Below are 22,614 nucleotides of genomic sequence, written 5' to 3'. Positions count from 1 at the left end.
TTCTTTATCAGGAGGGAAAACTATGAAATACGGAGTTGTTTTATTTCCATCAAAAAAATTGCAAGATATTGCGAACTCTTATCGGAAACGTTATGATCCGAACTACGCACTGATCCCGCCTCACCTGACACTCAGAACACCGTTTGAATTAACGGATCATGAAGCAGCTGAGGTTGTGACAACACTGCGTGAGTATGCAAAGCATGCATCTCCTATCACACTAAGAATTAAAAAATTCAGTTCATTCGCTCCTGTAAACAATGTTATTTATATGAAAGTAGAACAAAATGAGGAATTAACTGCCCTCAATGAAAGGCTTTATGCTGATCCTATAGACGGTACACCAGAATATGCTTTTGTACCACATGTGACTGTGGCTCAAAAATTATCAGATGATGAACTTTCTGATGTACTAGGTTCATTAAAACTAAGAAGTATTGATCACGAAGAAACCGTTGATCGATTTCACCTTTTATATCAATTGGAAAACGGTTCTTGGACAGTATACGAAACATTTCTATTAGGAGAAGGGGTTTAATCACAGTTTGGAGACAGTCATTGTAAGAACAAAACAACAACTAGAAGATGCATATCATGTTAGAAAAGAAGTTTTTGTTAAAGAACAGCAAGTGCCTATTGAAATAGAAATTGATGAATTAGAAGATGTCGCTACTCATATTGTCATATACAATGACGATCATGCACCACAAGCGGCTGCAAGGTTGCGAATCCTCGACGCTCAAAAAGCGAAACTTGAACGGATTTGCGTGTTGAAAGAAGCTCGTTCATTCGGGCTTGGGTACAAGCTTTTGGAAGCACTAGAAGAAGAAGCGCTTAAAAACGGGGCAAAAGAAGCCATTATGCATGCTCAGGTTCAAGCTTTGCCCTTCTATGAAAAAAAAGGCTATCGAGTGATTTCAGAGCCATTTGAAGAAGCAGACATTCTACACGTTAAAATGTCAAAGCCTCTTTCCGCTTAATATACAGTTATTCTACCATGTTTCCTTTTAAAAAAAGATCAGTATGTCAGATGATATACTGATCTTTTTTTAATGAGAAAAACCCTTCAATCACGAAGGGTTTTTAGAAAGCGTATCCATTTAAACATACACATTAATGTTTAATCCTTTGCCTTCCTCCATAAACATGTCTCTCACAAAACGTTCTCTCTTTTTTTGTTGCACTTTTGTTTCTGCTTCTGTGAGAAAGTCTTCTTTTTTCTCTATCTCTTGATATACTTTGTCATGAAAAGTGCGCGCGACCTTTGTCACTTTTGCATAATCTTCTTTATCCTGAGGAGCAGGACGATTCATATATTGAAAATACAGATCCGGCTGAATCGGTGCTATATATCCCATCAAGAACGCCTCCTTCGCTACTCTTATATTCTATTATTCCCTAATAAAGACTGTTTGAAACACGATACATTTGATATGATTAGTTTTGTTTCTTTTTTCGATTTTCACATATACTGGAGGACTAGCTTTGAAATGCGCACGACTCAATGATCGAACGATTTCATTACATACATATTCGAGAGAACACTATCAATTCCTTCATGAGGAAGGGAAAAAAGGACATTTATTTTGTCCACATTGCGGAAACCCCATATTTTTCAGATTAACGATTCATGAAGCTCCTGCCTTCGTTCACAAACAAGCATCACATCTAAATGATGAATGTGAGAAGGCTTGTGAACATGCCGAAAGCTTACAAAAGGAACAAACACCTTCTTATCAAGAACATGGAGGATTTCGTTTTCCTACAGGAAAGCAAATCATTACACAATCAAATCAAGTGCAAGAATGGCAAATGCCGAAGCCTATTAAAACAAATGAAGAATTTCGTGCGCTAGCGGAACAAACACATTCAATCGAACCCTTTACACACGTGTCATTCAGTACACCTCAGTTAGAGGCAGTCACACATACAGATGGACCAATGCTTGTGTTAGCAGGTGCCGGAAGCGGCAAAACACGCGTTCTTACTGCGAGAGCCGCGTATATGATCTCGGGGCAAAACATTCCTGCTCATCACATTTTACTTGTGACGTTTACAACAAAAGCAAGTGCTGAGATGAAAGAACGATTAAGAACCCAATATGGGCTAAAACCATCACAAGCAAGTCAAGTCATCACCGGAACCTTCCATAGTCTTTTTTATAAAATGCTACTACATGACAATTCAAAGAGATGGCACGGACAACAATTAATCAAGTTCGATTGGCAAAAGGAACAGTACATTCGAAAAGCTTTAATTGAGGAAGGACTTGATGAAAAGGAATACCCGATGGATCAGATTCTTCAGCTCATTGGTTATTGGAAAAATGCTTTTTTACCGAATGAAACACCAGATTTAGAAGATACAAAAGAAAAACAGATGTGGTCAATTTATCGGCATTATGAGCGTCAAAAGCAAGAAAATAACCAATTTGATTTTGACGATATGGCCATCTCCTGTCTACATATGCTAATGGCAAAACCCGCACTCTTAAAAAGCTATCAAGACAGGTTTCAATATATCTTAGTTGATGAATTTCAAGACATTAATCCTGTCCAATATCGGATTATCCAGCTTTTAGCTGCTGAATCTAAGCAGCTCTTCTGTGTCGGTGATGATGATCAAGCGATTTATGCGTTTAGAGGGAGTAATCCATCATTTATTCTTGATTTTCCAAAGGATTATCCATCAGCAAAAATTGTCCATCTCCATGCCAACTATCGTTCTCATCATACAATTGTCGCTAGTGCTGATGCAATTATTCAAAAAAACCAACATCGTTTCAAAAAAACATTACGAGCCGTTCGAATTGAACAAACAAGTCCCATCCTCTTTTATCCACATGATGAAGAAGAGGAAGCGACAATGATTGTATCAGATATTCAAGATAAAATTGCAAATGGTGCAAATCCGAATGATTTTTGTGTTTTGTTTCGTACAAATACTGGCGGTAGAGCTATTTATGAGCGACTACATCAATCAGCCATCCCTTATCAGGCAGATACTGGCGTGAAATCTTTCTACAGTCGTAGGATTGTCCGGATGATTCTTGCATTTCTTTCACTGAGCCAGAATGAAGATGATGTCACGGCGATGAAGCTATTATTGCCTGTCTTCTTTTTAAAACAGCAGGCACTCAACACATTAAAAGCTTTGACCATTACAGAAGACTGTTCTATGGTTGAAGCACTTGCGAAACTGACAGACATTAAACCTTTTCAACAAAAGAAATTAAGATCCATTGCACCTCTATTTCAAACACTTCGGAAACTAAAGCCAACTGAAGCCATTTCATTTATTGAACAAAAATTGGGTCTTGGTGATTATTTAAAAAAGCGTGGAAATGATTTGAGCATCCTTGAAAAAGGGGCAGATGATGTGCGTGATGTGAAAACAGCCGCTAAACGCTTTGAAACAATCGAGGAATTCCTAGCACACGCTGATCATATGAAATCAGCAGAAAAGGAAAAAACGGATCATTCAGGTGTACAACTCATGACGATGCACCGAGCTAAGGGGCTTGAATTTAAAACAGTCTATATTACCTGTGCCGTAGATGGTGCTCTCCCACATGACTTTGCACTTGATGAACTGAGAAACGGAAATGAAGAAGCAATTGAAGAAGAACGACGCCTGCTCTATGTGGCAATGACAAGAGCCGAGGAATCACTTTACTTGTCCATTCCATCCTTTCGAAGAGGGAAAACAGCACATCGTTCAAGGTTTTTGTATCCTGTTCTTGCTCAAAAGCGTGAAGAGGTGCACATAAAACAGTAGGCCCTCCTTAAATGGAGAGCCTACTGTTTATTTTTTATTGTTCATCATTTTCGAAATTGTATTAAAGTCAAGCTTCTCTTTTCCGCTAGTAATCGACTGAACAATTTTATCTTCTAGCTCTTTTGGTACGCGTTTATTCGCCATCTGCGCCACTTTTTTAATCACACCACGAACAGTTGCTTCATCTTTAAAGTTAGCGTTTTGCAATGATCCAGCTAATTTAAACACGTCATTCATATTGACACCTGTTTTGTTTTCTACGCTTTTAAAAAATTTATTATCCATTCATTTGCCTCCTTTTTGTGGAGTAATCACCTTACTATATGAAAATAGGCGGGATATGTGCCTATCCTAAAGCCACTTTTGACCAAATAGAAAGGAAAGCAAGGGTCATTATCCCATTGCTCCCCTCACTTCTTGCCTGATTAGTTGAAGAAAGAAGCACCAACAATGATTAGAAGAATGAACAACACGACGACAAGAACAAATGTTGAACCATATCCACCGCCGTAACCGCCGCCGTAGCCGCCACCGTAACCGCAACAACTCATATTTAAGCACCTCCTCTACTCAATTACAAAATATGAAAAAAATCCTTTTTTGTTTGGACGATCACCTTAAAAAGTGCGGAAATTTATTTCGGTTGTTTAAAAAGATAAGCTACATCCCCATATTTACTAAAAGTATCTTCTGTCTCTTTAGCAAATACATCCATTTTTTCACCGAAATCTTTTAAGTATTGTTCAAGGTCTTTTGCTTTTTCTGTTATTTCCTTTTCTTTCTTCTCATGCCCTTGTTCATTTTCATCATGAGGCTGGCTAAATAAAGAACCGATTAATTGTTCGAATGCATCCATTTTGGTCACCCCTTCTCTTTTTCATATGCAAAGATGGGAAAAAGGGCAACAAAAAAACCGGATCAATCCGGCTTTTGTTATCCTTCTATTGAATTTTCTTTTTCTTCCCGCATCCGCAGCCAGATTTTTTGATTTTCTTCGTATAAATTGATTGTTGATTTGACTGCGCTGGATAACCTTGGAGCAAATGAGCCGGCGTTTCATTCGGTTTCATCGCAACCCTTCCTTTCCTTTTCTTTGTTAGTATATGCTCATTTTTAATGTGTGTCTGATCAGAATGCCTGTTTATTTCACAAGCTTCGACACAACTGCTTCAATGATACCCGCTGCTGCCGCAATGGCTAACAGTAAATTAAGCCACATGCTGACGCTTGGGGAAAGTATGTAAATTCCGATTAAAGCGGCGGTACACCATACACCTGTGCACCAATAACAGCTAATTAATTCACCTATCCACGCTCTCAGACCCTTTCCCTTTATAACGATATACGTTTCTATTTCACCTTGTGCATTGGTTTCTTCATGCTCTTCATGAAAGTTTCGCCGAAAAGGGGCAGTGATCGTATCAAACACAATGAGTCTCGTCAGCCTAAATGCCGCGAGTGAAAATACAATAAAAGAAAGAAAGCCGCTCATCACATGCACCTCCCCGCTTCCCGTACATTTACTTATATGCCGAAACCGAAGCAAGCATGATAAAAGGGAAGAAAATAAAATTGGGTTGTATTTTTCGCATTTTATGATTCCGTCCTGCGCCATAGCTGCATTAAATAATGTATAGATTAAGAAAGGAGTGAAAGTATTGTCTATTGAAGAAAGTGCCGATCTATTATATACACAATTGCTCAACGAATTAATCAGTAACTATGATGCTTACATCGAAATTAAGGATTCAGAAAACATCATCATTAACAAATCAGATATAACAGCTGCACTCTCCCTTCAAGCGTCTGTTACGACAATCATTACTCTTTTGATTCAATTCGCTTTCACAGCTGATGAAGTGGCTGATGAGATCTTACAACAATTATTCTCTTTTCACCAATCTGTTGTTCAAAAAAACACAGTGATCCAAATCATTCATTGTCATAACATCACCATAACACTATCTCATACATCCATACTCAGCTCTGTCCAACTCTTATTCCAAGCACTTAATACGTTACTAGTTGCAACTGACATTCTTTAACCCTTTCTTTTTCTAAAACTTATTTGCCAAAAGAGGTGAGATGATATGACTGAAGAAAATGAAAGAAATCCAAAATTTAAGATTGATACAAACGTAGACCCGCTGACAAACTTACTTGTCAATGACATTATGACCAAATACAACGTCACTGATGATAAAAAACGAAAGCTGACAGAAGAACAAAAAGAGATGATATTAAAGTTGGTTGAAGATGTGCAAAAAAAAGCCAATGATTTCGTTGAAGAACAAAAAGAAAAAAAACGCTTAGAAGAAACCGCAATGACAGAAGATGTCAAACCAGAAGCAGATACAAAAACGAGACGTATAAGACGGAACGGTTCACTTAGAGACCGTATTCAACAGAGAAAAGAAGGACAATGAACTACCCAAACTGAAAAATGGGAGTTTGCCTCAGGTTATCTGCCTCAGACAAAACATGAGATGTACGCATTTAATAAAGTAAACGGAAGGAGGAAAAAATATGGAATCCAAACCTTATTCTTGGGTAGCCCTTGATCGCAACTCTCATCACCAAAGCGAGTACGGTCATTACGAAAGACACTCAGTTTGTAATGATTACTGTGACGAAGATGAAAATATTCTCCAAGCAGGCGACCAAATTTCATTGACAAAACAAGTATCCGAAGAAGTGATTATTGTAAGAGATTCTTGTGATATTGATATAACTTCTATCGATGCTCAAGTAGCCGTTTCTGTACAAACAGCCATCCAACTTGCATTAGTAGCAATTGTCAACATTTCCATCGCTGATGGTGACCTAGCTGACCAAGTTGCACAAGATCTTGTTCAATTAACAGCCACTAAGCAAGCAAATCGTCAAAAACTGGTGATCGAAAATTCTAGAGATGTAAAAGTTTCCACGATTGATGCAGATGTCACTGTTGCTGTTCAAACATTAATACAAATTCTAGCTGCTTTAATTATTGCAATCGGTATCCTCTAATCTCTAAAAGCAGAGCCAAAAGCTCTGCTTTTCCTTTTATCGAAAATAATAGACATTTACCCACACCAACTAGAGGGCGCATACATATGTTGTTAAGGACTAAAGTCAAATACCTTGTTAAAGGAGCTGAAATCCATGAGCTGCGGAAAACACCATGGCCGATATGATGAAAACTGTGTATGCGATGCGGTTGATAAGATTTTAGCAGAGCAGGAAGCTGTAGAAGATAAATGTCCAACTAGCTGCTACAGCAATTTATTAAGCCCAACAGTTTCTGGAAAAGATACAATTCCGTTTTTACTTTTTGATAAGAAAGGCGGATTGTTTTCCACATTCGGAAACATCGGAGGATTTGTAGATGATTGCCAGTGCTTTGAATCTATTTTCTTCCGGGTTGAAAAATTAACTGACTGCTGTGCAACCTTATCTGTACTAAGACCTGTTGATGTACATGGACATACGCTAAGTGTATGTCACCCTTGTGACCCAGACTTCTTCGGTTTAGAAAAAACAGATTTTTGTATTGAAGTTGATTTGAACTGCTTCTGTGCTATTCAATGTTTGAATCCAGAACTTGTAGACAGAGTACTGCCAAAAAAAGATAAAAAACATCATCACCACGGCTAAACCCGATCACATGTTGACCTGAGTCGTCATTAGCAAAAGAGCATTCCCTTCCTAGCTGATGACAATGAGATCATTTGGAGCAGCCTTCTTCCGAAGTGGCTAGCTCCATATTGATTTCAAAAGGAAGAGGCTAATATCGACATTTACCTCTCTCCCCTAATTGAACCAGGATAACATCTATAAGATGATCACAGTGCTCAAGTCAGACAAAATTCCTTGTATAGGAGGGTTGAATATGAGCCGCAAACATTCATGGAACTGTGTAGCAGAGGCTGTTGAAAATATTAACGACTTGCAAAATGCTGTTGAAGAAGAATGCCCAACAAGTTGTTACAGCAATCTCCTTTCTCCTTCACACTCATTAGGTGATACTGTCCCGTTTGTCTTATTCACTTCAAAATCAAAACCATTCGTCGCATTTGGCAATGTCGGAGAAGTAGATGAAGGTCCTTGCTTCAGCACTGCATTTTTCAGAGTCGAACATATCTCTGATCACTGCGCAACACTCAGCTTGCTTATTGCATTTGACAAAGATCGTCATATTTTAGATTTTACAGATAAAGATACTGTCTGTGATGTGTTCCGTTTAGAGAAATCAAAGTATTGCATTGAAGTCGATCTCCATTGCTTCTGTGCGATCGAGTGCTTAAACCCACGACTCCTCAACCGCAACTGCTAATAAAAAAAGTCCCGCCTTGGGACTTTTTTTATGTGACTGCTATTAGAATCCAAGCGGATGAATCGAGGTGATGGTTTCGATTGGAAGCTCAACTGGATTTCCTCCACCTGTTGTTCGAACGATCACTATACCTTCTTTTCTTTCTACTACAATCCCGCGATATGTTTTCTCTTCAGCTTCAATAAGACAAAGAGCCCTTGGCATATTAAGTGGTAATCGTGTTAAAAAATCGACCTTCTCTTCAATCGTCATCTGACTTAATGGTTTTTTCACTCTTTTTCTATTTGGCTCTTCTTTTTTTGCATTTAATACAGCTTCTGGATATTTCTCTATTTTTCGCTCAACGTCCGGTTGGTTGCTTAATTGAGGTGAAGTCTCTTGCTGTTTATGCTCATCTACAACTTGAGAAGCAGGTTCTTCTTTCATTGCCTCAGCGCCTACTCCGTTGCTTGGAGAATGACTGGAGGTTTTCTCAGATTTCTTTCGTTTTCTCACAATATTTTGCATGGCCGGCTGTGTATCTTCATAGCTTGGCTGAACAATGTACATGAGCGGTTTTTGATTCTCATCATCTTTCTTTGGCATGCTGATCCCTCCCGAATGATTCATTCCTTATATATATGACAGCATGAATCAAATCAGAAGAAAAATAAAAAAACAGCATATCCTTTTACAGATATGCTGAAAATGTTCTTTATCGAGCAATGATATGGAAGCCGGAATCAACATGCAGGTTTTCACCAGTCATGCCTCTTGATAGATCACTGAATAAGAATAAAGCAGTGTCACCAACTTCTTCTGGCGTTGTTGTACGACGAAGAGGTGCGCGATCTTCAATATCCTTTAAAATGGTATTAAATCCGCTAATTCCCTTTGCAGACAATGTACGAATTGGCCCAGCAGAAATGCTGTTCACACGAATTCCTTCCGCTCCTAAATCAGCAGCTAAATATTTGACGCTTGCTTCAAGTGACGCTTTCGCTACACCCATAACATTGTAGTTAGATACAACACGTTCCCCGCCTAAGTAAGTCAAGGTCACTATGCTTCCACCCTCTGTCATTAAAGGACGGGCTACTTTGGCTACAGCTGTCAAAGAGTATGCGCTAATATTATGTGCTAAAAGGAAACCTTCACGATTCGTATTTAAGTATTCACCGACAAGCTCCTCTTTATTTGCAAAGGCGATCGCATGTGCCACACCGTGAATGACTTGTACTTTTTCTTTAATCGTTGCAAAGCATTTTTCGATTTCTTCATCACTTGTCACATCACATGGAAGGATGATTGAATCATCACGCTCTAATGTACCTGCAAGTTCTTTTACAGATTCAGCAAGGCGGTCTCCTACATAAGTAAAGATTAAACGTGCACCCGCTTCGTGAAGCGAACGAGCAATCCCCCAAGCAATGCTACGCTTATTGGCAACGCCCATTACAACAATATTGCGGCCTTCTAAAGAAAATTTCATATGTATTAAAGCCTCCTATTTTTTAAAGACATAGTATTAGTACCTGATCATAATATTATCACATAAGTCGAGTTATTGACACTTTTCCTTGAAATAAAGTTTCTTTTGACATAGAAAAAACTACCTCGCCTAAAGACGGGGCAGCTTTGATTTACGTTCTCCGATTTTGTTGATAGGCAAAATGATTGGTTGGACCATGACCTCCGCCAATATTCAAATGATTTTTAATGGCTTCATGTACAAAGGTTTCTGCTGTCTCAAACGCTTCTCTCATATGAATGCCCTTCGCTATTTCCGCAGTGAGTGCCGCAGCAAACGTACAGCCTGTTCCATGTGTATGCTTCGTTTTAATGTGTTCATTTGTCACCTCGATGAACACATTCCCATCAAACAGTAAATCTGTAATTAAACCGTTTTTCGGATCATGCCCTCCTTTGATGACCACATGCTGTACACCAAGTTGATGAAGAATTTCAGCTGCTTTTTTCCGATCATCCTGTGAACCTATGGACATACCAGTTAGCGCTTCAGCTTCTGGTAAATTGGGTGTTACCACATAACTGAGCGGAAGTAAGAATTTTTTCATAGCAAGCATTGCATCTTCATTCAGTAAAGAAGCACCGCCTTTTGCAATCATTACTGGATCTACGATGATTTTCAAGCGATGTTGTGCCGTTTTTTCGGCGACTGCTTCAATCATTTCCGCACTCCATAACATGCCTGTTTTCACAGCATCAGGAGGTAAGTCATCCACTACTGCATCAATTTGAGCTGTCAATGCCTCAACTGTTAATGGGTAAATTCCATGAACCCCAAGTGTGTTCTGAGCAGTAATCGCTGTAATGGCTGACATGCCAAAAACACCGAGCTCTTGAAAGGTTTTCAAATCTGCCTGAATGCCAGCACCGCCACCCGAATCTGAACCTGCTATAGTTAACGCTTTATGAATTGTCATCTCATCACATCCTTTCGTTCCTACCCAATCCACTTATGATAGATCGTTCGGGCTCTGACGATATCATTTGTTCCATGCACCAATGCTCTACCATCCTTAAATAAAACAAGCTTCACCTCATCATGTTGACAAGAAAGAAGATACGGATTTTCAAGAACATCCATCCCTGCCTCTTTGAGTTGCTTTGCGACCTTTTTTAAACTAGGTGGTGTTTGCAATGCGCTCCGAATCTGCACAGTGTTGCGACCACACAAAACATCCGCTTTTGCTTGCTGATCAAATGAAAGGAATGGATATGTCTTTAAGCCACAGCTTGGACATTGTTCTTTTTTTAAAGAAGAAACAGCCCTAATGTCTGACCGTTCATTTGTCCATAAATCGAATGACCTTAAAATAGGGGTCACTTCATGCCCAGTTAACCATTTGAGTGCATCTGCAACTTGATATGAAGCGACCTGCTGTACAACAGGACTAATGATTCCAGCAGTATCACAAGTCATCCCTTGTGCTGGTAAATGCTCAAGTAAGCAATGCAGGCACGGCGTTTGACCCGGCAGGACGGAAAAGCTAATGCCGTAACTCGCGACACATGCACCATAAAAAAAGGGAATGTTTTTTTTCAATGCCGCATCGTTTCCAATCATTCGAACCTCAAAATTATCGGCTGCATCAATGACGATGGAGGCATTTTTGATGAGCTCCTCTACGTTTTGAGCCGTCACATCCATGACAATTCCTTTTATATCAATCTGACTATTTACTTGCTTTAATCTTGCTTCAGCTGCAACCGCCTTTGGAAGCTTATCCATCACATCCTGCTCTGTATACAACTGCTGGCGCTGAAGGTTGCTCCATTCAATATAGTCCCTGTCCGCAATGATCACAGAGCCTACTCCAGCACGCACAAGCATTTCAGCACTTGCTGTTCCAAGCGCTCCAGCTCCAATAATAACTGCTTGTGCAGACAAAAGGCGTTTCTGACCTTCTTTTCCAATCGGAGCAAAGAGCTCTTGTCTTGAGTAGCGTGTACTCAAAATGCAGGCATTCCTTCCACTGGACTGCTTGTGGTTCCATAATTTTTCACAGGAATACGCCCTGACTCAAAGCCAAGCCTTCCTGCTTCAATGGCTAGCTTCATTGCCTGTGCCATCTTCACTGGATCGGCTGCTCCTGATACGGCTGTATTTAAAAGCACTGCGTCTGCCCCTAATTCCATCGCAAATGCCGCATCCTTCGGTGAACCTACCCCCGCATCAATGATGACTGGGACTTTTGACTGTTCAATAATAAATGAGAGATTCAGTGGATTTAATAATCCTTGACCTGATCCAATAGGAGATGCTCCCGGCATAATGGCGTGAACACCAAGCTCTTCTAATCTTCTAGCTAATACCACATCATCTGAAGTGTATGGCAGGACGATAAACCCTTCTTCAAGTAGCATTTCTGATGCTTTCAACGTTTCCACTGGGTCAGGGAGCAAGGACCGTGAACAACCAATAACCTCTACTTTGATCATATCGCAAAGGCCAGATGCTTTTGCTAAACGGGCAATGCGTACTGCTTCCTCAGCGGTACTTGCTCCAGCTGTATTTGGAAGCAACGTATATTTTGACAGATCAAGCTGTTCTAAAAAGTTCGGCTGTGATTCCTCAAAAATATTCATACGTCTTACAGCGAATGTCAAAATCTCCGCTTCCGACACTGCTACTGCTTCCTTTTGAATATCAAATGACGGATATTTCCCAGTTCCAAGTAACAGTCTTGAAGTAAATGATTTCTCTCCGATGTGTAACATGTTTCATCCTCCTCCAACAAAATGAACAATTTCAATGATGTCATTCGGCTTTATTTCTGTTGCTCGAAAGGCTTGCTTATCAATTATCTCGTGGTTTTTTTCAACGATGACCACCCGATCCTCTAACTTATAAGTTGCAAGAAGGTCATAGATTGTCCCATTTTCCTGTTCAAAATCAATCATGCGACCATTCAATTGTATTTTCATACGAGTGATGCCTCCTTACGATCAATGCGAAATGCATCAATCCATTCCTTTTTCACCTGCCGTCCAAGGATCAAGTCCCGAACGATTTCTCCTGTGATAGGAGCGAGCAAAATGCCATTTCGATAATGACCGGCTGCAAAAATAATCCGCTCATCACCTGGATGCTTCCCAATGTACGGATGTCCGTCATGAGTAGCGGGTCTCAGCCCTGCCCAAAAACGGTCAACTTTCATCTGTTTAATCGTCGGCATCAGTTGAGCCGCTTTTTGGATAACGGCTTCTATTCCGCCAAGAGTAGGAGATGTACTCCAATCATGTGGCTTCATGGTGGCGCCAATAACCAGTCTACCGCTATCTCTTTGAACGATATAGCAGTGATCATGATATAACGTGTGGTCAAGCTTTGGTCCATCGTTCCACACCGACACACATTCTCCTTTTACTGGATATAGAGAATGAGATAATCCGAGCTCTTCAAAAAAACGTCCTGTCCATACGCCACTTGCAATGGATAATTGATCACATGTGTAAGTTTCTTGAGATGTTTTCACTGTAAGCCGATCTCTTTCACGCTTTACCTCTAATACAGTCGTATGCTCTAATACATCTACTCCATAGTGCACGGCAGCCTGATAAAAGCCGCGACAAACTGAATACGGTTCAACATGAACATCATCCTCAATCAGTCCAGCACCAACAATATCGTCAGACACTTGTGGCATGAGCTGCTTTGTTGCACGCACATTTAGCCATTTAAATGAGGTCAAATGCTTCATACGACAAAGCATTTCTTTTTCTTTTTCACTGAATGCAAGCTTGGCAATTCCACCATCTGATCTACGAATATCAATACCTGATTCCTTTTTTAAATCAATGTTTAACCGTTCATAGGATGCTTGACTTGCTCTACCAACCTCAAAGAATATATCCTGTCTTCCTTCCCCTTCGGCATGAGCACCGAGCATCCCTGCCGCAGCACTTGTTGTACTTTTCCCAATTTCGTTTGCCTCTATAACAAGCACACTTTTTCCTGCTTTTACAAGGTGGTAAGCAATCGACATTCCTATAATACCGCCACCAATAACGGCTGTATCATAATGCTTTTTCATAAGGATGCTCCTTTAGCTTTTTTGAGAATGCATGCGCTGCAGCTTTTGAATTGGTTTGCCCAAATAAGCCTGACATGACAGCAATACCACTTACTCCAACCGCTTTCAGCTCACTCACTCGCTCAGGAGTCATCCCACCAATCGCTAGGACTGGAATTGATAAAGTTGACACCATTTCAGATAGAACTTGAATCCCTCTAGGCTTTAGGTTTGGTTTACATGATGTATCATACACATGACCAAATATCACATATTCCGCCCCTTCCTTTTCAGCCTGGCAGGCTTCTTCTAACGAATGAACAGACACACCTGCATGAAGATGAGGAAACTTTTGTCTTAGTTCTTTCGGTGAAAAGCTATGTCCTGGTAAATGAACACGATGAATGTTTGTTAAAAGTGCAACATCCACTCGGTCATTGATGACGATTTTCTCCTTCGTAACACCAATCGCTAGTAGCTGCTCTATGAGATAGACAAGTTCTTTTGCCTTTTTCGAACGCTCACGAATATGAATAAAATCGACTTCTTGTTCAATGTCCTTGATTTTACCGATTAATTGATCGACTGGAAGTGTATCACTTGTAATTGCGTGGAGTTCCACTTGAATCAACTCCATCTAATAAAGCTGTCTGCCATTTTTCCTTTTCATATGCCATGTTCCAAAAGTGGTATTCATAATAGCTAGAAATCACAAAATTTTCTTTCATATTTGCTCGAACTTGTTCTGTCGCCTGCTCTGCAAGTTCATCAAATCGATTGACTTGTTCAAAGACTAGCTCTTTAAACCAATCTCCTCCATATGTTAAAATCCATTCTTGATAGATTGGATGATCAGGTGTTGTCTTCTTCAGTTGTTCGCCAACATCGTAATATAGCCAGTAACAAGGCAAAAGTGCAGCTAGGATCTCTTCAAAACGTCCACTTTTCACAGAACGATACATATGAGATGTATATGCATACGCAGTGGGCGAAGGCTTAAAGCTTGCCTGCTCTTCCTCAGAAATTTCTAGTAATGTCGTAAACTTTCGATGAAGGGATAGCTCCGCTTCGTAAGTCCCTTGCGCATGAGAAGCCATTCTGCCAGTTGTATGTAAATCCTCAACAATGGCAGCACCAAACGATTGTACTTTTGCAAAATGGGTTAAATAATAGGAATCTTGCATCACATAATATTTAAAACGATCAAGTGAAAGCGTCCCATCACCAATTCCTTTCACAAATGGGTGCTCAAAGCTTCCATTCCACCATGTTGAAGCCGCCTGTTTACATTCTTCAGAAAATGTCATTTGTCTTCTCCTCCTGTCAATGTACATAAAAAAGCCACTTTCCGGATGGGAAAGTGGCTTGGAATTTGTCGAAAACACATTCAAATACCGCACCACTTCCCTACGCAGGTTTGAACCTGTTCAGGTGATGAGGGTCTAAAAGTCAGTACTTTTATCTCAGCCCTTATAAAGGACTCCCCTAGTGGATCATTCTTATGATGTTATGTACATCTATCTTAATCATGATTCAGTCATTGGTCAAGCGTTCATTACGATTCTAATCGTTTTCTGAGTCCTGCGACATATTCACGCGAACCAGAAACTAGTATCCGATCCCCTGTCTTTAGCGTTGTATCGCCATGTGGAACAAGACTGTCTATTCCTCTAAAAATACGTACGAACACCAAATCTCCCGTAAATGGAAATTCTCTAAGCATCACTTTGTGGTATCGGTTATTTTTCATTTGTATTTGATAAAGAGACGAATCTTCATTTGTTAAAAGACGAATCGCATCTGGCGCTTCAATTAAAGCGCGCAGAACCGTTTTGGACGAAAGAAATGTGGAGAATGTATCTATACCAGCTTCTTTTAATGTCATTTCTGCTTCTGCTTTGTTCACACTTGCAATGACTTGTTTCGTCCCTTCTTCTTTCGCAAATAAGGCAATTTGCTTGTTTCTTTTTTCATTTCCGGTTGCAACCACAAGCACGTCTTCTTGTCCAATTCCTACCATTCTTAATGTCTCTTCTTGATAATTATCAATTGCCTCGACTTCAAATAACGAATCGGATAAAAGCTCCTCTTGATTCTCTTGAAACACATGGAGAATACGTACTTTATATTCATCCTGATGGAGATCCAGTGTTACAGGTAATGTCAGTTGATTTGCTCCAATGAAGGTGACCTGTTTTTTATTTGTTGCTTCATTTTCTCTTTTAAACAACGCTTTAAACCATACAGGGGTCAATATACTTGTTAAAACAGCGACGAGTATGAGTGCACCAGACATTTTATGGTCAATTACACCTAACCTTTCACCAATGGTCGCAGCGGCAATAACAAGTGAAAGCGTTGAGGTTAACAAAAATCCCGAACCGAGCACTTTTTTCATGTCATACCACTTTTTTAAATACAGGATCGGAATCAGCTTACTTAACAATAAAGCCAAAAATAATAATGGAATCATGATTATGATATTCATATCTTTAAAAAGCGACCAAATATCAAGATCAACGCCAACCATCACAAAGAAAATAGGGATTAAAAACCCGTAACCAAATGAATCTAACTGCTGAACCAATTCCTTGTTTGGCGAAAGTAGCGATACAAGAACCCCTGCCAAAAAAGCACCAAGAATTTTTTCTGCTCCCAATGATTCAGATAACGCAACTAAGACAATAATGAGAGTAAAGATTGCCCTTGTCCCAATTTGCACCGTGCCTTTTGACATGACTTGAAAAATTGATCTAGTCTTAAACATTCGCCCAAAGAAATAAAGAAGAATACCTGCGGCAAATAATATGAGCAGTAGCCACATATTCCCTGTTCCATCTCCATAGATAGAGGAAAATACCGCAAGTAAAATCATCGTGACCAAATCCGCAATGACAGCTACTAAAAGAATGATCTGTCCGATATTGGTTTGCATCAATTTTTCCTCTTTTAAAGTAGGCACAACGACACCCAATGAGATGGTAGAAATAATAAGTGTCATCAAAAAGGCATTCTGAATAAAACCCGCCAGCACAAAGGCATATGACAGGATAAAAGAGAGTAAGAAAACACCAACAAAAATCACAAAAGCAGCACCAAATGTATTCGGTTCTTTTAACCCATTCGGCAATAATTTTACTTTTTTCTTTGATTCAAAAGAAGAAAAATCTATTTCAAGACCACTTAAAAACATGAGAAAAATAAATCCAAGCATTGATAGTGTATCGAGCCACGCATCATGTTCTACGACAAGCTGAAGCCCACTTTTGCCAATGATAAGCCCCATGATGATTTCAGCTACTACGACTGGAATAGTGAGCTTAAATCTATGCAATAATATAGGTGTAAAAAAGGCAATCATAATAACAACGACTAGTGATGAAATGGATGTATGTCCCACTGGCTGAAGCCTCCTAACTTTTTCATTTCATGGTATGATTCTTTCGTTAAAGCATTGATTCTAACAACTCGGCGAATGAAATGAAAGTAATTCATCATATTTCTAAAATTCAATTTTCTTTTACAATGATTTCGTTAGGAGGATGTGAAATGAAATTTGACATCATTGGTGATATACACGGCTGTTATGAAGAGCTAATAGATCTGCTGACAAAACTCGGATATGAACTTAAAAACGGTTTGCCTATCCATCCTGAAGGGAGAACCGTAGCTTTAGTAGGTGATTTGACTGATCGCGGACCACAATCAGTTGAAGTGATGCGCTTTGTCATTCATGCTTGGAGGAATAAAGCAATCCGGTATGTACCAGGCAATCATTGCTTTAAGTTATATCGTTATTTAAAAGGAAATCCAGTCAAATTACTGCATGGCATTGAAACGACTGTAAATGAAATCAAGCAACTCCAACCACAGGAACAACATACATTGTCGGCTGATTTTAAAAATCTTTTTGAACAGGCTCCTCTCTATGAGCTACTAGATGATGGGAAACTCATTATCACACATGCTGCAATGAAAGAAAAAGACATTGGGAAAACACCAAATAAAGAAATGCGTTCATATATACTGTTTGGGGATGTGACCGGAGAAATATTGCCTAATGGCAGGCCAGTTCGTAAAGATTGGGCAAAAAATTACAAAGGGAACCCATGGATTGTATATGGTCATACCCCTGTCAAAACACCGAGAATTGTCGGGCGAACTGTCAACATTGATACTGGCTGTGTCTTTGGAAATCAGCTCTCTGCTTTACGTTATCCTGAGTTTCATATTGTTTCCGTGCCTTCTTCAATGCCTTATGATGAATCTCGATTTCAATATTTCACACAATAAAACCCGGACCTGTCTAAACAGGATACCGGGTTTTAATTTGATGTGAAAGGAAGCAACGATTGCATATCTACAGGCAAAGGAGCTGTAAATGTCATGTATTCATCTGTCATCGGATGGCGAAATACGAGTGTTTCACTATGTAGCGCTTGTCTGTCGATCAACTCTCTTGTTCCCCCATACAATGTATCTCCAATGAGAGGATGTCCTGCAAATTGCATATGGACACGAATTTGATGAGTTCTTCCGGTTTCAAGTATTAAAGAAACATCCGATATTTCATTCGCAATGTCGACCGATTGAACTTCATAATGAGTAATTGCACGTTGACCATCCTTTGCCACCATCCGCTCGATGATACTATCACTTTTTCTCGCAATAGGTGCGTCAATTGTTCCTTTCTCATCCAAAAAGATTCCGTGAGTGAACGCTCTATATGATCGTTTAACCTCACCTTTTTTTTGTGCTTTCGAAAGTAAACTGTGAGCAAAACGGTGCTTGGCTACAAGCATCACACCTGAGGTATCTCGATCTAATCGATTGACTAAATGAACAGTCGCTTGCAAAGATTGCTGTTCATAATGAAACAACAAGCCATTGGCGATGCTAACATGTGGATGTTCACGAGATGGAATGGATGAAATATTTGGCTGTTTATTGAGCACCAATACGTGCTCATCCTCGTATAAAATACGAAGAGGGACAGGCGTAGCCTTTAAGCCTTCACTCACTTTTTCCTCTGGAAATAAAACAGTGAGCGTGTCCCCTTCCTTCAACTCATATCGAACAGTCACATGGTCACCATTGATGAGGAGATCACCACCACGAAACTTGATATCTGTCAGCATTCTTTTCGATATCCCAAGCTCCGTCAAATAGTCTTTTAACAACAAGCCACTCTCTTTTTTTGAAGCCGTTTTTTTTAATTTAAAATATTCCAGGGAGAACAACCTCTTTCTTATTCACCTTTTCCGATAAAGGAGTCCTGCACCCTTTTCCAAAACGGAAACGGTCTAAAACGAGCAAAACGGACATTCTCATCAGCCACTCGACATTGAATAGATTTGACGTCTTTATGAAGCAGTGTCAAATGATCAATCGTCACTTGGAAATCTACATCATTGATCGGTTTGATCACACATGTGTGATGATCCGGTAAAATGAGCGGCGAACCAACTGTGCGAAATACTCTGTTATTGATAGATGCCATCTCAGCTAATTGAATCGCACGGATCGAAGGATGGATAATCGCTCCCCCAAGCGCCTTATTATAAGCGGTACTACCAGATGGTGTTGATAAGCAAAGACCATCTCCTCTAAAGGTTTCAAAAAGCTGACCTCTAATTTCAACATCTGCCACAAGAGTGCCTTCAATGCTTTTAATCGTACACTCATTCATGGCTAAATATTTCGCCTCACGTCCGCCGTCATTGTAACGGACAATCACTTCAAGAATCGGGTATTCCACGATATGATAAGGCGTTTTTGCAATCGCAAGCACAAGCTTTTCAATTTCACTAGGGACCCAATCGGCATAAAAACCAAGATGCCCTGTGTGTACACCAACAAATGCCGTTTCATTCAAACGACTACTATAACGATGGAACGCATATAACAGCGTACCATCACCACCAACAGAGATGACAATATCCGGTTCATCTTCGTCTAATTCCATGCCAAAATCTAATAAATATGTCTGAATTTTATTTTTGAGTGCGTCAGATACAGAATCCCCTTTTGAAGATATCGCAAATTTCATGAATTCTTCTCCTTTTAGCTTTGCCGCTTCAGCAGCTTCATATTTTGATCAAGCATCAGCTAAGCCCATCTGTTTTCTTTTTTCGAGAGAACGCAACCTGAGCCTCTTGAATTTCTTCTCTAATTTCAGACATTTCATCATCAAGAAGAGAAGCAGCTTCTGAGGCTCTTTGCAATCTAAGCTTGACCTTTTCAGGGATATTACCACTGTATTTATAATTGAGAGAATGTTCGATTGTTGCCCAAAAATTCATTGCGAGCGTACGAATTTGAATCTCAACGAGAAGCTGTTTCTCCCCATTTATCGTCTGAAGCGGATAAAGAACGACGAGATGGTAAGAACGGTATCCGCTTTCTTTATGTTCTGCAATATAGTCACGTTTATCAACGACCACAAAATCTTTGCGTGCCTGGAGCATCTTTTTGACAACTTGAATATCTTCAACAAATTGACACATGATGCGGAGGCCAGCAATATCCTGCATCGTTTCAATCTCATGCATGGGAATGTTTTTCCGTTTTGCTTTTTCCAATATACTAGCAACTGGCTTTACTCTGCCTGTTACAAATTCAACAGGTGAATGGTCATCCTCAAATTCATAAAGCTTCCGAATGCCCTTTAGCTTCACCTTCAATTCATCGACTGCTTGTTTGTATGGTGCGAGGAATTGATCCCATTGTTTTTCTTCCATGAAACTTCCCCCAATTCCAAATACCTAATTATTTCAGAGGAATGCTCTTTTCACTTTCTCTTCCATATCTCCGTAATTGGCATTGTCTTTTATATTGTCAACTAAATAGCTTAATTCTAGATGAATATCTACGAGCTCGAGCTCAATTTCTTCATCTTTCGTTGTCACATAGACAGGAATTTCCTTGCTCATTGCTTCTTTCATTTGAGCCCAAATGGTCTCTCCTAAAATAAGATATGTAAACGACTCATCTGTCTCAAGTATGTAAACGAACGCAAAGTGATCAGAATCAACGAGCATTTGCCCTGTTGCCTTCGCCTTTTCAATATGCTCTCCCGACAGTACAGTGAGGATTAGCTTATTTTCTTTTAAGGTTGCTTCTTTGATTTCAATTCTGTTTTGCATCATGATCTCCTTTACAAAAAAGTACAACTTTATTTTATCATATCAAGTTCAATATTGATAAACCGAACTTTCAAAGAAACAGCAAGTATTTATACAAAAGAACAAATTGATCCTCTACAATCCTATATAACCAACTTAAAACAATTAAAACGATGTTGGATATGACTTTTAAAAGTGATATTTTATCTTTTTAAGCCATTTACGTCTATTTAATTGAAATGATCTCATAAACACCTCATGATGACAGGATACATCATGTACAATATACTTATTTAATCAAAATGAAAGGTTTGATGAAACATGTCACAAGAAATCGAAATTGAATTTAAACAACTGCTCAATCTAAATGAATTTGAGCGATTGAAACAGCACTTTCATCTAAAAGGTGAGGATTTTCACACTCAGACAAATTATTATTTTGATACCCCTCATTTTGATATAAAAGAACGTTTTGCTGCACTTAGAATTAGAGAGAAAAATGGCAAGTGGGTGCTAACCTTAAAAGAACCGAATGATGTTGGGCTCATTGAAACGCATCAAACATTAAGCAGCGTCAGTCATATAGAGTGCTTTACTCTTCCAGAAGGGGAAGTAGCTGAGCGACTGAAGCAATGGAATATAGACACCACACAGATTGTATTTTTCGGTACACTTGTGACATCAAGAGCAGAAAAAAAGATCGCTGAAGGCTTAATAGTTCTAGATCATAGCCGATATTTAAAAGTAGAAGACTATGAATTGGAATTTGAAGTCAGTGATGCTCAAAAAGGCCAGCAGGCTTTTGAACAACTGCTCAAACAATTCCATATCCCTGCCCGACAAACGAAAAACAAAGTCGTCCGTTTTTATGAAGAAAAAATGCGCCAAAACACAAATAGATGAATTCCTTTAAGGAGGAACACGATGAACGTCAATCAATTGCAATCGTTTGTACAGCTGCAAGCGCTAAAATCATTACAGACTGAAAATAGCCAAGAAACAGCTCAAAATGAAACAAGTGCACAAACATCTTTTCAAGCAGTACTCAGTGAATTTTTAGGTGGGACAGATTTCACACGACTCCCCCTTTCGATTTCCGCGCTGACTGGACAGGCATCATCATCATTAACAAACACAAATTATGCGAGAATGAATCCTTATTTAGCGGCAACTGAGAGTAGCAGTCCGCTTGCAACAGACTCTTTATACGGTAACGCTAGTGTCTCAAATTTAAATACGGCTAATGGCATCGGTAATGTCGTGAATACAACATATACTTCACCACTTAGCCAAAAGGTCTCTAGCGCTTCTACAAAAGAAATCAACAGTATCGTGACACAGATGGCACAGAAATATGGTGTAGAAGAAAAATTAATCCACGCAGTCATTCAGCAAGAATCTGGTTATCGTACAAGTGCAGTAAGTCATGCTGGTGCTTTAGGTTTAATGCAACTTATGCCTTCTACTGCTCAATCACTCGGTGTCAAAAACGCCCTCGATCCCGCCCAAAATATTGAAGGTGGGACAAAGTATTTAAAACAAATGCTCAATAAATATAATGGAAATGTATCTCTTGCACTAGCTGCATACAACGCAGGTTCGGGAAATGTAGATAAGTACGGAGGAATACCACCATTTAAAGAAACGCAAAACTACGTGAAAAAAATAACAGCACAATATTTCGCATAAACCGAAGAGAATAACCTCTTCGGTTTTTTGTATGTCTCGTTTCACCCTTTTTTGATTGAATGTGTTATGATATGGACAATTGATTAGCGCATCAAAAATCTCACTCTTTTGTAAGGTACAAAGCGGTTTGTTTGTGGAATTGAGTAGAGGTTGTTAAAATAAGTATACAAGATCAGAAATAGCAAAAAAG

The 22,614-nt window shown here is 39.4% G+C and carries 31 protein-coding genes and 1 riboswitch; of the genes, 11 read left to right on the top strand and 20 right to left on the bottom strand.

Annotated elements, in window-relative coordinates; translation table 11 throughout:
• Positions 1 to 22 precede the first annotated feature (22 nt).
• Together ACQKEZ_RS11920 and ACQKEZ_RS11915 are read left to right on the top strand one after the other, a co-directional pair.
• Entirely contained in the window at positions 23 to 538 is a 516-nt protein-coding gene (locus ACQKEZ_RS11920) for a YjcG family protein (protein WP_427301021.1), read from the top strand.
• A gap of 7 nt (positions 539 to 545) precedes the next feature.
• Positions 546 to 980, top strand: a complete 435-nt coding sequence (locus tag ACQKEZ_RS11915) for a GNAT family N-acetyltransferase (RefSeq protein WP_427301019.1) — start codon at positions 546 to 548, stop codon at positions 978 to 980.
• Positions 981 to 1,100: 120 nt separating this feature from the next.
• Here ACQKEZ_RS11915 and ACQKEZ_RS11910 read toward each other — a convergent pair whose 3' ends face one another.
• Complete coding sequence (locus tag ACQKEZ_RS11910; RefSeq protein ID WP_427301018.1) at positions 1,101 to 1,358, bottom strand: hypothetical protein; 258 nt, start codon at positions 1,356 to 1,358, stop codon at positions 1,101 to 1,103.
• Between the two features lie 127 nt (positions 1,359 to 1,485).
• Between ACQKEZ_RS11910 and ACQKEZ_RS11905 the strand changes: the two genes are divergently transcribed.
• Positions 1,486 to 3,777, top strand: a complete 2,292-nt coding sequence (locus tag ACQKEZ_RS11905) for a UvrD-helicase domain-containing protein (protein WP_427301017.1) — start codon at positions 1,486 to 1,488, stop codon at positions 3,775 to 3,777.
• A 27-nt stretch (positions 3,778 to 3,804) separates the two neighbouring features.
• On the opposite strand, the gene ACQKEZ_RS11900 is transcribed toward ACQKEZ_RS11905, so the two are convergent.
• The 5 genes from ACQKEZ_RS11900 to ACQKEZ_RS11880 all read right to left on the bottom strand — a co-directional run bounded on the left by ACQKEZ_RS11900 (position 3,805) and on the right by ACQKEZ_RS11880 (position 5,269).
• Positions 3,805 to 4,062: a stage VI sporulation protein F gene (locus ACQKEZ_RS11900; RefSeq protein WP_427301016.1), complete on the bottom strand. Its 258-nt coding sequence runs from the start codon at positions 4,060 to 4,062 to the stop codon at positions 3,805 to 3,807.
• Positions 4,063 to 4,202: 140 nt separating this feature from the next.
• On the bottom strand, positions 4,203 to 4,328 hold the full coding sequence (locus ACQKEZ_RS11895) for a YjcZ family sporulation protein (RefSeq protein WP_427301014.1): 126 nt from the start codon (positions 4,326 to 4,328) through the stop codon (positions 4,203 to 4,205).
• An 83-nt stretch (positions 4,329 to 4,411) separates the two neighbouring features.
• Positions 4,412 to 4,633 (bottom strand): hypothetical protein, encoded by a 222-nt coding sequence (locus ACQKEZ_RS11890; protein WP_427301013.1) that lies wholly within the window; start codon positions 4,631 to 4,633, stop codon positions 4,412 to 4,414.
• 85 nt (positions 4,634 to 4,718) lie between these two features.
• The gene (locus ACQKEZ_RS11885) at positions 4,719 to 4,847 is read right to left on the bottom strand and encodes a hypothetical protein (protein ID WP_427301011.1); all 129 of its coding nucleotides are present in this window, start codon (positions 4,845 to 4,847) and stop codon (positions 4,719 to 4,721) included.
• Positions 4,848 to 4,918: 71 nt separating this feature from the next.
• Positions 4,919 to 5,269, bottom strand: coding sequence for a DUF1360 domain-containing protein (locus ACQKEZ_RS11880; RefSeq protein ID WP_427301009.1), 351 nt, complete (start codon positions 5,267 to 5,269; stop codon positions 4,919 to 4,921).
• A 157-nt stretch (positions 5,270 to 5,426) separates the two neighbouring features.
• Here ACQKEZ_RS11880 and ACQKEZ_RS11875 point away from each other — a divergent pair, with 157 nt between their 5' ends.
• From ACQKEZ_RS11875 to ACQKEZ_RS11855, 5 genes are all read left to right on the top strand, one after another.
• Positions 5,427 to 5,822, top strand: coding sequence for a spore coat protein (locus tag ACQKEZ_RS11875; protein WP_427301008.1), 396 nt, complete (start codon positions 5,427 to 5,429; stop codon positions 5,820 to 5,822).
• 45 nt (positions 5,823 to 5,867) lie between these two features.
• Positions 5,868 to 6,203 (top strand): spore coat protein, encoded by a 336-nt coding sequence (locus ACQKEZ_RS11870; protein WP_427301006.1) that lies wholly within the window; start codon positions 5,868 to 5,870, stop codon positions 6,201 to 6,203.
• Between the two features lie 100 nt (positions 6,204 to 6,303).
• Complete coding sequence (locus tag ACQKEZ_RS11865; RefSeq protein WP_427301004.1) at positions 6,304 to 6,786, top strand: spore coat protein; 483 nt, start codon at positions 6,304 to 6,306, stop codon at positions 6,784 to 6,786.
• Positions 6,787 to 6,921: 135 nt separating this feature from the next.
• Positions 6,922 to 7,413, top strand: coding sequence for a CotY/CotZ family spore coat protein (locus ACQKEZ_RS11860; protein ID WP_427301003.1), 492 nt, complete (start codon positions 6,922 to 6,924; stop codon positions 7,411 to 7,413).
• 235 nt (positions 7,414 to 7,648) lie between these two features.
• Positions 7,649 to 8,092 (top strand): CotY/CotZ family spore coat protein, encoded by a 444-nt coding sequence (locus ACQKEZ_RS11855; RefSeq protein WP_427301002.1) that lies wholly within the window; start codon positions 7,649 to 7,651, stop codon positions 8,090 to 8,092.
• Positions 8,093 to 8,134: 42 nt separating this feature from the next.
• On the opposite strand, the gene ACQKEZ_RS11850 is transcribed toward ACQKEZ_RS11855, so the two are convergent.
• The 10 genes from ACQKEZ_RS11850 to ACQKEZ_RS11805 form a co-directional block, all read right to left on the bottom strand.
• Entirely contained in the window at positions 8,135 to 8,677 is a 543-nt protein-coding gene (locus ACQKEZ_RS11850) for a CotO family spore coat protein (protein ID WP_427301000.1), read from the bottom strand.
• 109 nt (positions 8,678 to 8,786) lie between these two features.
• Positions 8,787 to 9,563, bottom strand: coding sequence for an enoyl-ACP reductase FabI (gene fabI / locus ACQKEZ_RS11845; RefSeq protein WP_427300999.1), 777 nt, complete (start codon positions 9,561 to 9,563; stop codon positions 8,787 to 8,789).
• Between the two features lie 151 nt (positions 9,564 to 9,714).
• Positions 9,715 to 10,518, bottom strand: a complete 804-nt coding sequence (gene thiD / locus ACQKEZ_RS11840) for a bifunctional hydroxymethylpyrimidine kinase/phosphomethylpyrimidine kinase (RefSeq protein ID WP_427300997.1) — start codon at positions 10,516 to 10,518, stop codon at positions 9,715 to 9,717.
• 20 nt (positions 10,519 to 10,538) lie between these two features.
• Complete coding sequence (locus tag ACQKEZ_RS11835; RefSeq protein WP_427300996.1) at positions 10,539 to 11,552, bottom strand: thiazole biosynthesis adenylyltransferase ThiF; 1,014 nt, start codon at positions 11,550 to 11,552, stop codon at positions 10,539 to 10,541.
• Positions 11,549 to 12,316 carry a thiazole synthase gene (locus ACQKEZ_RS11830; protein ID WP_427300994.1) on the bottom strand — a complete coding sequence of 256 codons (768 nt, stop codon included), beginning with the start codon at positions 12,314 to 12,316 and terminating at the stop codon, positions 11,549 to 11,551. The genes ACQKEZ_RS11835 and ACQKEZ_RS11830 overlap by 4 nt, the downstream gene beginning before the upstream one ends.
• A gap of 3 nt (positions 12,317 to 12,319) precedes the next feature.
• Entirely contained in the window at positions 12,320 to 12,523 is a 204-nt protein-coding gene (gene thiS, locus ACQKEZ_RS11825) for a sulfur carrier protein ThiS (protein ID WP_427300993.1), read from the bottom strand.
• Positions 12,520 to 13,632 (bottom strand): glycine oxidase ThiO, encoded by a 1,113-nt coding sequence (gene thiO, locus ACQKEZ_RS11820; protein ID WP_427300992.1) that lies wholly within the window; start codon positions 13,630 to 13,632, stop codon positions 12,520 to 12,522. The genes thiS and thiO overlap by 4 nt, the downstream gene beginning before the upstream one ends.
• The gene (tenI, locus tag ACQKEZ_RS11815; RefSeq protein WP_427300991.1) at positions 13,616 to 14,233 is read right to left on the bottom strand and encodes a thiazole tautomerase TenI; all 618 of its coding nucleotides are present in this window, start codon (positions 14,231 to 14,233) and stop codon (positions 13,616 to 13,618) included. The genes thiO and tenI overlap by 17 nt, the downstream gene beginning before the upstream one ends.
• Positions 14,208 to 14,918 carry a thiaminase II gene (tenA, locus tag ACQKEZ_RS11810; protein WP_427300989.1) on the bottom strand — a complete coding sequence of 237 codons (711 nt, stop codon included), beginning with the start codon at positions 14,916 to 14,918 and terminating at the stop codon, positions 14,208 to 14,210. The genes tenI and tenA overlap by 26 nt, the downstream gene beginning before the upstream one ends.
• A gap of 80 nt (positions 14,919 to 14,998) precedes the next feature.
• A riboswitch (TPP riboswitch) is annotated at positions 14,999 to 15,108 on the bottom strand.
• Positions 15,109 to 15,166: 58 nt separating this feature from the next.
• The gene (locus ACQKEZ_RS11805) at positions 15,167 to 17,011 is read right to left on the bottom strand and encodes a cation:proton antiporter (RefSeq protein ID WP_427300988.1); all 1,845 of its coding nucleotides are present in this window, start codon (positions 17,009 to 17,011) and stop codon (positions 15,167 to 15,169) included.
• Positions 17,012 to 17,160: 149 nt separating this feature from the next.
• Between ACQKEZ_RS11805 and prpE the strand changes: the two genes are divergently transcribed.
• Complete coding sequence (gene prpE / locus ACQKEZ_RS11800; protein ID WP_427300986.1) at positions 17,161 to 17,904, top strand: bis(5'-nucleosyl)-tetraphosphatase PrpE; 744 nt, start codon at positions 17,161 to 17,163, stop codon at positions 17,902 to 17,904.
• A gap of 32 nt (positions 17,905 to 17,936) precedes the next feature.
• On the opposite strand, the gene ACQKEZ_RS11795 is transcribed toward prpE, so the two are convergent.
• From ACQKEZ_RS11795 to ACQKEZ_RS11780, 4 genes are read right to left on the bottom strand one after another with little or no spacing between them, the layout of a single operon-like run.
• Positions 17,937 to 18,842, bottom strand: a complete 906-nt coding sequence (locus ACQKEZ_RS11795) for an RluA family pseudouridine synthase (protein ID WP_427301923.1) — start codon at positions 18,840 to 18,842, stop codon at positions 17,937 to 17,939.
• Positions 18,843 to 18,859: 17 nt separating this feature from the next.
• A complete protein-coding gene (locus ACQKEZ_RS11790; RefSeq protein WP_427300985.1) occupies positions 18,860 to 19,660 on the bottom strand; it encodes an NAD kinase in 801 nt (266 codons plus the stop codon).
• A 55-nt stretch (positions 19,661 to 19,715) separates the two neighbouring features.
• The gene (locus ACQKEZ_RS11785) at positions 19,716 to 20,351 is read right to left on the bottom strand and encodes a GTP pyrophosphokinase (protein WP_427300984.1); all 636 of its coding nucleotides are present in this window, start codon (positions 20,349 to 20,351) and stop codon (positions 19,716 to 19,718) included.
• 33 nt (positions 20,352 to 20,384) lie between these two features.
• Positions 20,385 to 20,756 (bottom strand): hypothetical protein, encoded by a 372-nt coding sequence (locus ACQKEZ_RS11780; protein ID WP_427301921.1) that lies wholly within the window; start codon positions 20,754 to 20,756, stop codon positions 20,385 to 20,387.
• 300 nt (positions 20,757 to 21,056) lie between these two features.
• Between ACQKEZ_RS11780 and ACQKEZ_RS11775 the strand changes: the two genes are divergently transcribed.
• Both ACQKEZ_RS11775 and ACQKEZ_RS11770 read left to right on the top strand, forming a co-directional pair.
• Positions 21,057 to 21,638, top strand: coding sequence for a CYTH domain-containing protein (locus ACQKEZ_RS11775; RefSeq protein WP_427300983.1), 582 nt, complete (start codon positions 21,057 to 21,059; stop codon positions 21,636 to 21,638).
• A 21-nt stretch (positions 21,639 to 21,659) separates the two neighbouring features.
• The gene (locus ACQKEZ_RS11770) at positions 21,660 to 22,424 is read left to right on the top strand and encodes a lytic transglycosylase domain-containing protein (RefSeq protein WP_427300982.1); all 765 of its coding nucleotides are present in this window, start codon (positions 21,660 to 21,662) and stop codon (positions 22,422 to 22,424) included.
• Positions 22,425 to 22,614: the final 190 nt, after the last annotated feature.

The sequence above is a fragment of the Bacillus sp. NPDC077027 genome, assembly GCF_050269555.1.
Classification (GTDB): domain Bacteria; phylum Bacillota; class Bacilli; order Bacillales; family Bacillaceae; genus Bacillus.
Note: the sequence above shows the minus strand (reverse complement) of the source record. Positions and strands in the feature narration are given on the sequence as shown.

Bases quoted from the DNA above. Each gene is read 5' to 3' on its own strand.
- ACQKEZ_RS11850 (WP_427301000.1), bottom strand. From the start codon at position 8,677: ATGCCAAAGAAAGATGATGAGAATCAAAAACCGCTCATGTACATTGTT.
- thiS (WP_427300993.1), bottom strand. From the start codon at position 12,523: ATGAAAATACAATTGAATGGTCGCATGATTGATTTTGAACAGGAAAAT.
- ACQKEZ_RS11880 (WP_427301009.1), bottom strand. From the start codon at position 5,269: ATGAGCGGCTTTCTTTCTTTTATTGTATTTTCACTCGCGGCATTTAGG.
- ACQKEZ_RS11775 (WP_427300983.1), top strand. From the start codon at position 21,057: ATGTCACAAGAAATCGAAATTGAATTTAAACAACTGCTCAATCTAAAT.
- ACQKEZ_RS11895 (WP_427301014.1), bottom strand. From the start codon at position 4,328: ATGAGTTGTTGCGGTTACGGTGGCGGCTACGGCGGCGGTTACGGCGGT.
- ACQKEZ_RS11920 (WP_427301021.1), top strand. From the start codon at position 23: ATGAAATACGGAGTTGTTTTATTTCCATCAAAAAAATTGCAAGATATT.
- ACQKEZ_RS11865 (WP_427301004.1), top strand. From the start codon at position 6,304: ATGGAATCCAAACCTTATTCTTGGGTAGCCCTTGATCGCAACTCTCAT.
- fabI (WP_427300999.1), bottom strand. From the start codon at position 9,563: ATGAAATTTTCTTTAGAAGGCCGCAATATTGTTGTAATGGGCGTTGCC.
- ACQKEZ_RS11785 (WP_427300984.1), bottom strand. From the start codon at position 20,351: ATGGAAGAAAAACAATGGGATCAATTCCTCGCACCATACAAACAAGCA.
- tenA (WP_427300989.1), bottom strand. From the start codon at position 14,918: ATGACATTTTCTGAAGAATGTAAACAGGCGGCTTCAACATGGTGGAAT.
- thiD (WP_427300997.1), bottom strand. From the start codon at position 10,518: ATGACAATTCATAAAGCGTTAACTATAGCAGGTTCAGATTCGGGTGGC.
- ACQKEZ_RS11910 (WP_427301018.1), bottom strand. From the start codon at position 1,358: ATGGGATATATAGCACCGATTCAGCCGGATCTGTATTTTCAATATATG.
- ACQKEZ_RS11770 (WP_427300982.1), top strand. From the start codon at position 21,660: ATGAACGTCAATCAATTGCAATCGTTTGTACAGCTGCAAGCGCTAAAA.
- ACQKEZ_RS11860 (WP_427301003.1), top strand. From the start codon at position 6,922: ATGAGCTGCGGAAAACACCATGGCCGATATGATGAAAACTGTGTATGC.
- ACQKEZ_RS11855 (WP_427301002.1), top strand. From the start codon at position 7,649: ATGAGCCGCAAACATTCATGGAACTGTGTAGCAGAGGCTGTTGAAAAT.
- ACQKEZ_RS11870 (WP_427301006.1), top strand. From the start codon at position 5,868: ATGACTGAAGAAAATGAAAGAAATCCAAAATTTAAGATTGATACAAAC.
- ACQKEZ_RS11890 (WP_427301013.1), bottom strand. From the start codon at position 4,633: ATGGATGCATTCGAACAATTAATCGGTTCTTTATTTAGCCAGCCTCAT.
- ACQKEZ_RS11900 (WP_427301016.1), bottom strand. From the start codon at position 4,062: ATGGATAATAAATTTTTTAAAAGCGTAGAAAACAAAACAGGTGTCAAT.
- ACQKEZ_RS11790 (WP_427300985.1), bottom strand. From the start codon at position 19,660: ATGAAATTTGCGATATCTTCAAAAGGGGATTCTGTATCTGACGCACTC.
- ACQKEZ_RS11780 (WP_427301921.1), bottom strand. From the start codon at position 20,756: ATGCAAAACAGAATTGAAATCAAAGAAGCAACCTTAAAAGAAAATAAG.
- ACQKEZ_RS11885 (WP_427301011.1), bottom strand. From the start codon at position 4,847: ATGAAACCGAATGAAACGCCGGCTCATTTGCTCCAAGGTTATCCAGCG.
- thiO (WP_427300992.1), bottom strand. From the start codon at position 13,632: ATGAAAAAGCATTATGATACAGCCGTTATTGGTGGCGGTATTATAGGA.
- ACQKEZ_RS11830 (WP_427300994.1), bottom strand. From the start codon at position 12,316: ATGTTACACATCGGAGAGAAATCATTTACTTCAAGACTGTTACTTGGA.
- prpE (WP_427300986.1), top strand. From the start codon at position 17,161: ATGAAATTTGACATCATTGGTGATATACACGGCTGTTATGAAGAGCTA.